The organism is Longimicrobiaceae bacterium, from assembly GCA_036375715.1.
Classification (GTDB): Bacteria; Gemmatimonadota; Gemmatimonadetes; order Longimicrobiales; family Longimicrobiaceae; genus DASVBS01.
In genome coordinates this window covers 101177-108736 of record DASVBS010000076.1, presented here as the reverse complement: position 1 = coordinate 108736, position 7560 = coordinate 101177, and the positions used below count along the sequence as shown (strand labels likewise).

The 7560-nt window shown below is 67.7% G+C and carries 6 protein-coding genes and 1 tRNA gene; 6 read left to right on the top strand and 1 reads right to left on the bottom strand.

Features of this window, described 5'->3' with window-relative positions; all coding sequences use genetic code 11:
- Positions 1-271 precede the first annotated feature (271 nt).
- Entirely contained in the window at positions 272-895 is a 624-nt protein-coding gene (locus VF167_16420; GenBank protein ID HEX6927009.1) for a TetR/AcrR family transcriptional regulator, read from the bottom strand.
- A 320-nt stretch (positions 896-1215) separates the two neighbouring features.
- Here VF167_16420 and VF167_16415 point away from each other — a divergent pair, with 320 nt between their 5' ends.
- From VF167_16415 to VF167_16390, 6 genes are all read left to right on the top strand, one after another.
- A complete protein-coding gene (locus VF167_16415; GenBank protein ID HEX6927008.1) occupies positions 1216-1956 on the top strand; it encodes a hypothetical protein in 741 nt (246 codons plus the stop codon).
- A gap of 63 nt (positions 1957-2019) precedes the next feature.
- Positions 2020-2101, top strand: a tRNA-Leu gene (locus VF167_16410).
- A gap of 148 nt (positions 2102-2249) precedes the next feature.
- Positions 2250-2624, top strand: a complete 375-nt coding sequence (locus tag VF167_16405) for a TraR/DksA C4-type zinc finger protein (GenBank protein HEX6927007.1) — start codon at positions 2250-2252, stop codon at positions 2622-2624.
- 142 nt (positions 2625-2766) lie between these two features.
- Positions 2767-3900 (top strand): citrate/2-methylcitrate synthase, encoded by a 1134-nt coding sequence (locus VF167_16400; GenBank protein HEX6927006.1) that lies wholly within the window; start codon positions 2767-2769, stop codon positions 3898-3900.
- Between the two features lie 112 nt (positions 3901-4012).
- Positions 4013-5536, top strand: coding sequence for a leucyl aminopeptidase (locus VF167_16395; protein ID HEX6927005.1), 1524 nt, complete (start codon positions 4013-4015; stop codon positions 5534-5536).
- A gap of 1 nt (position 5537) precedes the next feature.
- Positions 5538-7529, top strand: a complete 1992-nt coding sequence (locus VF167_16390; GenBank protein ID HEX6927004.1) for a Plug domain-containing protein — start codon at positions 5538-5540, stop codon at positions 7527-7529.
- The last annotated feature ends 31 nt before the right edge of the window (positions 7530-7560 follow it).

Sequence of the window (7560 nt, the reverse complement as noted above, 5' to 3'; positions counted from 1 at the left end):
GTCCAGTTTCAGCGTAAGGACCGCAAGCGCAAGCAGGTGGCGGTCATTCCGGCCTGAGCTGTCCGAGCGAGAATCCACAGGGGCCCCGGCAGAATGGCTGCCGGGGCCCCTGTCGTTGCTCGCTCTCAAATCTTCTAGCTTCCCAACAATCTGCTAGCTTCCCAACCAGAAACCCACCACGAAGCCGAGGCCCAGCGCGGCCACGCAGACCGCCAACACCAGCAGGACGCCGCGGAGCACCACCGCTCCCGCCTCGTCACGTCCCATGCGATCAGCCCGTGCCGACGGCCAGCTGTAGCTCGGGGTTTCGCCCCCGGCTGCGCACGAAGCCGCCCATGAAGATCTCGGTCATGTCGTGCACCAGCCGGTTCACGTCGGCGTCACGGCCGGGGCGGTACCAGACGTACAGCCAGTTCATCATCCCGAACAGGGCGAACGCCGAGACTCTCTCATCGAGGGTGCTGTTCGGCTCCACCTCGCGAAGGATCTGGCGGGCGATGTTGGTCAGTTGCCGCTTCTGCGACTCGACGTGGGACCGGAACTCGCCGGTGAGCGACTTGGCCTCGTGCGAGAGCACCTTCATCTCCGCCATGTTGTCAACGAAGAAGCGGAGATGGTTATCTATAAGGATGCGGAGCTTCTCGCGCGGGTCACGGGCGTAACGGAGTCGGGGCTCCAGGCCCGCGATGAGCCGACTCATGGCGTGGTGCTGGATCAGGAAGAGCAGCTCTTCCTTGCTCTGAAAGTAGTAGTAGAGCCCGGCGAGGCTGACACCGGTGGCCCGGGCGATGTCACGAATGCTCGCCTGGTGGTAGCCTTTCTCAGCGAAGACGACGGCTGCGGCCCGAAGAATGCTCTCCAGCTTCGCGTCGTAGGCGGTGCGGCCTTGGGACATAATCGGGGGCCGTTCCGGGCGAAAAAAAACGCGGCGCCTCCAGCGCCAGCGGAAAAGGTACCGCTGTGATGCGTAGCTATCCGGGTGTGTTGGTCCCGCCTGAACGGGCTGTAATCGGATGCTAAGAGGCGGTCGGGCTTGAAGGTTCAAGGTAGGGATCGAGCGGAATCGCTGTCAAGTCGCGGAAGAGTAGCTTGACGCACGGCAGGACGAGCCGATATTCTTTCACCATCCCCCTTCGTTGTCGTGTTCACATCCCGGCACGCATGATCCCGCTTTTCTCCCACCGGTCGGCATGCGCCGTTTCGATCTGTCTCGCTGTGAGCGTGACGGCTGGTTGCAAGGATCTTCCCACCGGCACTGACTCGTTCCAACTCGAAGCGGATGGTCAGCTGTGGACGGCGGTGGTGGCGCCGAGCGATCTCCCCACCGCGGCTAGCTGGCTGGCGTACGGGAAGGATCCGACGGCGGCTCCGGAGGTCGCGGCGCTGGAGAGTGAGGCGGCCCGCGCCCGGATCGAGGGGGACTCGCAGCGGGCGCAGGAGCTGCTCGCGGAGGCCGCGGCGCGCGCGGTGCGCTCCATGACCAGCGATCCCGGACCCCGCCCCTTCCTGTCGGCGGTGGCCGCTCTCGAGGAGTGGGACCGTACGGTTCGGTCCGAGGTCGACCTGCAGCGGGCCCCCGAGCTTGCCTTCGCCGTAGAGCTCGTCGCGCGTGAGCGCGAGAGCGCCCGCGACGCGTACCTGCGGGGAGATGCCCGCACGGCGGCGCTGCTGCTGACGCGGGCCGCGGACCGGGTGCGCGAATGGTCACCCCAGGGGGTGGCGCTGCGGGTGCTCGATCGGGCGGTCGCATCACTCGGGGAGCGAGGAAAGGACGGGCCGCACGCCGAGCGGATCGAGCATCTGGTGCGCAGTGCCCGCGAGGAGCTGATGCACGGGACGCCGCTGCGGGCGGTGCAGGCGGCCGTGTATGCGCTGCAGCTCGCCGACGGCCAGGGAATGCCCGAGCCCGCGATCCCCGCCGAAGCGCGCGCTCCCTGCGGCGAATACTCCTGCTGATTGCTTGAACTGGGCCGTTCACCCGGTTATCTTTTTCAGCTTACCGCCGAACAAGTAAGGCGGGCCGGGATGGCGGAACCGGTAGACGCACTCGACTCAAAATCGAGCGCCGCAAGGCATGGGGGTTCGAGTCCCCCTCCCGGCATGAACGAGAGCCCCGACGACTGCGCGTCGTCGGGGCTCTCGCGCTTGGGCCGATCGGTCCTCACGGGGCATGCTCCTTGAAGCATTCTGACAGTGCCCCGCAGGGGATCCACGGAGTCGAGTGACCAGGGAGCGATGTTGACCCCAGCATGTTGACCCCAGAGGAACGACAGACGATCGAGCAGTTGCTGCTACGAGAGCGGGAGCGCGCGCTCGAGGCGATCGGCGATTTCCAGAAGGCCAACGCGGACAACCTCCGCGACGACTCCGGAGAGCTGAGCATCTATCGCTTTCACATGGCGGATATCGGCTCCGAGGCGATGGAGCGAGAGCAGCAATTCTTACTGGCGAGCAAGGAAGGGGAGCGCCTCTACCAGATCGATGAGGCGCTCCGACGGCTCTACTCGGATCCCGAAGCGTTTGGCCGCTGCGAGCGGTGCGGCGGCGACATCGGCTACGAGCGCCTCCGCGTCCTTCCGGAGACGACCCTCTGCGCCGACTGCCAGCGCACCCTGGAGAGCTGATCACGCTTCCGAAAGCCCGGATTTTCCCTTGCCTGCCAATGGGGGGTGGCTTATACTCACGCACCCGCGGAGGGACCCCGGTGGCACGACAACAGGCCCCGTCCGCCGGAGGAAAACATGACTCGGGCTAAAGGAAGAAGACATGCTGAACAGCGGGCTCGAAGGTGTCGTTGTCGCTGAGACCGGTTTGAGTGCGATCGATGGCGAAAAGGGCGAGCTGATCTACGCCGGCTACGACATCGCCGACCTTGCCCGTAATGCGACCTTCGAAGAAGTCACCTACCTCCTGTGGAACGGGAAGCTTCCTAACCGCGACGAGCTGAACAGGCTCAACCAGCAGCTGGTTGCCGAGCGTGAGCTTCCGGCGCCGATCCTCCAGCTGATCCAGGGGTTCCCCGCCGACAGCGACGCCATGGCGGCGCTGCGCACCGCGGTGTCCGCCCTCGCCCTGTACGACCCCGAGGCCAACGACAACTCGGACGAGGCGAATCGCCGGAAGGCAATCAAGCTCACGGCGAAGATGCCCACCATCGTCGCGACCTTCGATCGCGCGCGGAAGCAGAAGCCGGTGGTCGCTCCCCGAGCGGATCTCAATACCGCCGCAAACTTCCTGTACATGCTCACCGGGGAGGAGGCCGACGAGCTCCGCGTGCGTACCTTCGACGCGGCGCTCACGCTCCACGCCGAGCACGGCATGAATGCCTCCACCTTCTCCGCCCGCGTCACCGCCGCCACCCTGTCCGACATCTACTCCGCCATCACCTCCGCGATCGGCACGCTCAAGGGGCCGCTTCACGGTGGCGCCAACACGCGTGTGATGGAGACGCTGGAGGCGATCGACGCCAGCGGTCAGGATCCGGAGCAGTGGGTGCACGAGGCGCTGGAGCGCAAGGAGCGGGTGATGGGCTTCGGTCACCGCGTCTACAAGGCGGTGGACCCGCGCGCCATCGTGTTGCGTGAGCTCGCCGACACGATCATGCAGGGGGCGGGGGAAACGCGCTGGCTCGATCTGTCAGACCGCGTGCGCGCGGCGATGGCCAGGGAGATGGAGGCACGCGGCAAGAAGATCTATCCGAACGTCGACTTCTTCTCCGCCTCGGTCTACACCACCCTCGGAATCGACAAGGACCTGTTCACCCCCATCTTCGCGATGTCGCGGGTTACCGGGTGGACCGCGCACCTCTTCGAGCAGTACGCGAACAACCGGTTGATCCGCCCCAAAGCGCAGTACACGGGGCCGCGCGGCCTGCGGGTTCAGCCCATCGACCAGCGCTGATCCGCAGGAAGCCTTTTGCCGGGGCGTGGCACGTCGTCACGCCCCGCGCGCATTCTCCGGAGGCACCACGCTCTGCCCTCACCCCGGCACCGCGGGATACCGCAGGCATTCAATGAAGATCTCCGTCGCCCGTACTGACGTCACCGCGTTCGAGACGCCGCTCCTCGCCGTCATGGTGTTGGAAGGTGCCAACGACCTGGTCGGCCCGGCTGCGCGGCTGGACGAGCGGTTGGGCGGCCAGATGTCGCGCCTGATCCAGCGGGGAGACTTTCGCGGCAAGCTGTGCGAGACGGCGATGGTCTATCCTCCGGCGGGAGCTATCGGCGCTGAGCGGGTGCTGCTCGTCGGCGCGGGTAAGGCGGCGGAGCTGGACACCGAGCGACTGCGCCGCGCCGCGGCCACGGCCGTAAAGCAGGCGGCCAGGCTGCGGCTCGCCAACCTCGCCTCCACGCTGCACCACGCGGAGCTCGCCACTTCGCCGATCGCGGCCGCCGAGGCCGGCCGCGCGGTGGCGGAGGGCGCGGTCCTTGGCGCCTACGTCTTCGACGAGCTGAAGTCGAAGAAGGAGGAGGACAACGGCGAAGCCCCCGTTCACGTGCAGGCCTTCACCGTGCTGGAGGAAAGCGCCGACAAGATCCCGGCGATCGAGGAGGGCGCTCGCGTGGGCGCGACCCTCGCCCGCGGGGAGAACCTCGCCCGCACGCTCGGCAACCTGCCGGGAAATGTGGTGACTCCCGAATACCTCGCTCGCGAGGCGGAGCGCATCGCCGGCGATTACGGGATGAAGGTCACCATTCTCGGGCCGGCCGAGCTGGAGAAGGAAGGGATGCACGCACTCCTCGCCGTGTCGCGCGGATCGGATGCGGAGCCGCGGCTGATCGTGCTGGAGCACCGTAAGGGTCCGCCCGACGGGAAGCCGCTGGTGCTGCTGGGGAAGGGACTGACCTTCGACGCGGGGGGCATCTCCATCAAGCCGGCTGCGGGGATGGAGGAGATGAAGTTTGACATGTGCGGGGGAGCGGCCGTGCTCGGGGCAATGCAGGCGATCGGCGAGCTCGATCTGCCCGCCAACGTGGTCGGCGTGGTCCCGTCGAGCGAGAACCTCCTTTCCGGCTCCTCGATGAAGCCGGGAGACATCCTCCGGAGCCACCTGGGCAAGACCATCGAGGTGGTCAACACCGACGCCGAAGGGCGCCTCATCCTCGCCGACGCGCTCTCCTACCTGCGTCGCTTCGAGCCCGCTGCGGTGGTGGACGCGGCCACCCTTACCGGTGCCTGCGTGATCGCGCTGGGACACCACGCCAGCGGGGCCATGGGCAACGATGAGGAGCTCCTGAAGGAGGTCGAGGCGGCGGGAGAGCGAGTCGGCCAGCGAGTGTGGCGCCTGCCGATGTTCGAGGAGTATCGCGAGCAGATCAAGTCCGACTACGCCGATTTGAAGAACTCGGGGGGGCGTCCGGCGGGTACCATCACGGCCGCCTGGTTCCTGCGCGAGTTCGTCGGCGATTTCCCCTGGGTTCACCTGGATATCGCGGGCACCGCCTACGGCGACGGCAAGCTCTCCTACCAGGTGAAGGGCGCCACCGGCGCGCCCACCCGGCTGTTCGTCGAATGGGTTCGCGCGCGTACGCCGTGAGATGACCGTCGTCCGCTTCGCCCGGCGAGCCGGCCCCTATTTCTGGAGCTGGCTCGTCGTTTTGTTCCTCGTCGCCGCGCCGAGGGGACTGGAGGCCCAGGTGCCCGACACCGTCCCCCCGGATACCGCGCCCGCGGACACCGTGCCCGTCCAGGGCATCCCCCAGCCGGAGCAGGCGCAGCCACCGATCGCCGCGCCGGACACGGCCGGGGTCGATACGGTGCAGGTGCAGATCCCGCCGGAGGCGATGGCGCGGGACACCGTTCCCGACGATTCCCTCGCCCAGGACTCGCTCGTGGCGGTTCCGCAGTTCCCCCGCTACCGACGCACCGGACTCTCCGGCTGGAGCACCGGCAGGCGAGAGTGGAACCGCGAGGAGTTGCTTCGCTATCACTCCCTCTCCCTGCTGGACCTGCTACGGCAGGTGCCCGGGTTCCATGCCCTGAGGTTGGGCGATTTCGGTCAACCGGTGGGTATCTCCACGCTGGGGGGTGCCGGCGGTCGCGTCCGCGTCTACCTGGACGGATTCGAGATCGTTCCGCTCGGCGCGACCGCGCATGACCTGCAGCAGATCCCTCTCGGTGACCTCGAGAGCGTACGGGTGCAGCGCCGGATGGATGGCCTGCGGGTGGACCTGGTGCCGATGCGGCTTCCCGACCCGCGACCGCTCTCTTCGGTCGAAGCCGCGACCGGAGTGTACGACACCAAGTTGCTGCGTGGCATGCTGATGCGCGGCGTGGGTGGGAAGGCGACCATCATGGCGGCTTTCGACCAGGCCAGCTCCAGCGGCGTCGGGTTCGACGAGTCGTTCAGCTTCAATTCCGCCCGCGCTTCCGTCGCCTACGCCCTGGGCGAGAACAGCGGGCTTCAGGCCGAGATCCGCTCGGAGAACGCCGAATCGGGCGCCCAGGCGGTTCCCGTCGACGCCAACCGCCGGACCACGCTGCTGCGAGCCAGGTCGCGGATCCTCCCGTACCTCACCCTCGACGCGATGATCGGCAGCAGCCGCCGGCGGCCCGCTGACCGCGATTCGCTCGACGTGGATCTATCTTCCACTCAGGGGGCGGTGCGGGCGGCGTTCGATCCGGGCCGTCTCTGGCTAGAGGGCGAGGCGCGCTTCCACTCCAATGCCGATGCGCTCGGCCTGGCTGGAACCGAGCTGGAGGGCCGTGCTGGCGTCCTGCTCCTCCCCTGGCTGTCCGGTGAGGCCGAGGTGCGGACGGGGAGCGTGGTGGGGGTGGGTGGCACGCGCGGCAGCGTTACCGGGCGGCTGGGGCCGCTGGCGGGGATGACGGGTTTCGCCACACTAGGCTTCGGCGAGCAGCCGCTCGTGCTCGGGCGCGACACCACGGTTTCGGTGCCCGTGGGTGATCCGGGAGAGGGACGCAGCGAGAACCGCATCGAGCCGCGCTTTTCAGCCGTCTCCGCCAGCGCGGCGGGGCTGCGGGTAGGGGTGGACTGGCAGCTGGTCAACGGCAACCTCGGTGGGGCGGCCGTGCTGCTGCCGGACGGGGTCTCCGCACCGTTCGGCCTTCGCGGCGCACTCGACTGGGGGAGCGAGGCGGTCGAGGTCGGCGAGGCGCGCGGCTTGGAGGGTTACGGGTCCCTCCCCGTGCCGGGGACGCGCGAGTATGTGCGCCTCGACGGCTGGTTCACCTGGTGGTCGGAGCTCGGGGGGCGTCCCTATGTGCCGGAGTACGAAGGTAGAGTCGCGCTGACCGGCCACGGCATCTTCTACGGCGGGGACCTCGAGCCCTCTGTGCGGGTGGAAGCGGTGCAGCGGGGCCCCACACAGCTTCTCGGCGAGGATGCCAGCTCGGTGGCGCCCGCGTACTCCATGCTCGATTTTCGACTGGAAATCCGCATCCTGGACGTGCGCGCCTTCTTCGTGTGGGACAACGTGACGAACGTGCAGACGGCGATGGATTTCGCTGGCCGCCCCCTGCCGGCAGGACGGTTCTACTACGGGTTGCGATGGACCTTCCGGAATTGAGTGCGAGGGAGGGGCTTCCGTTGACGAGGGC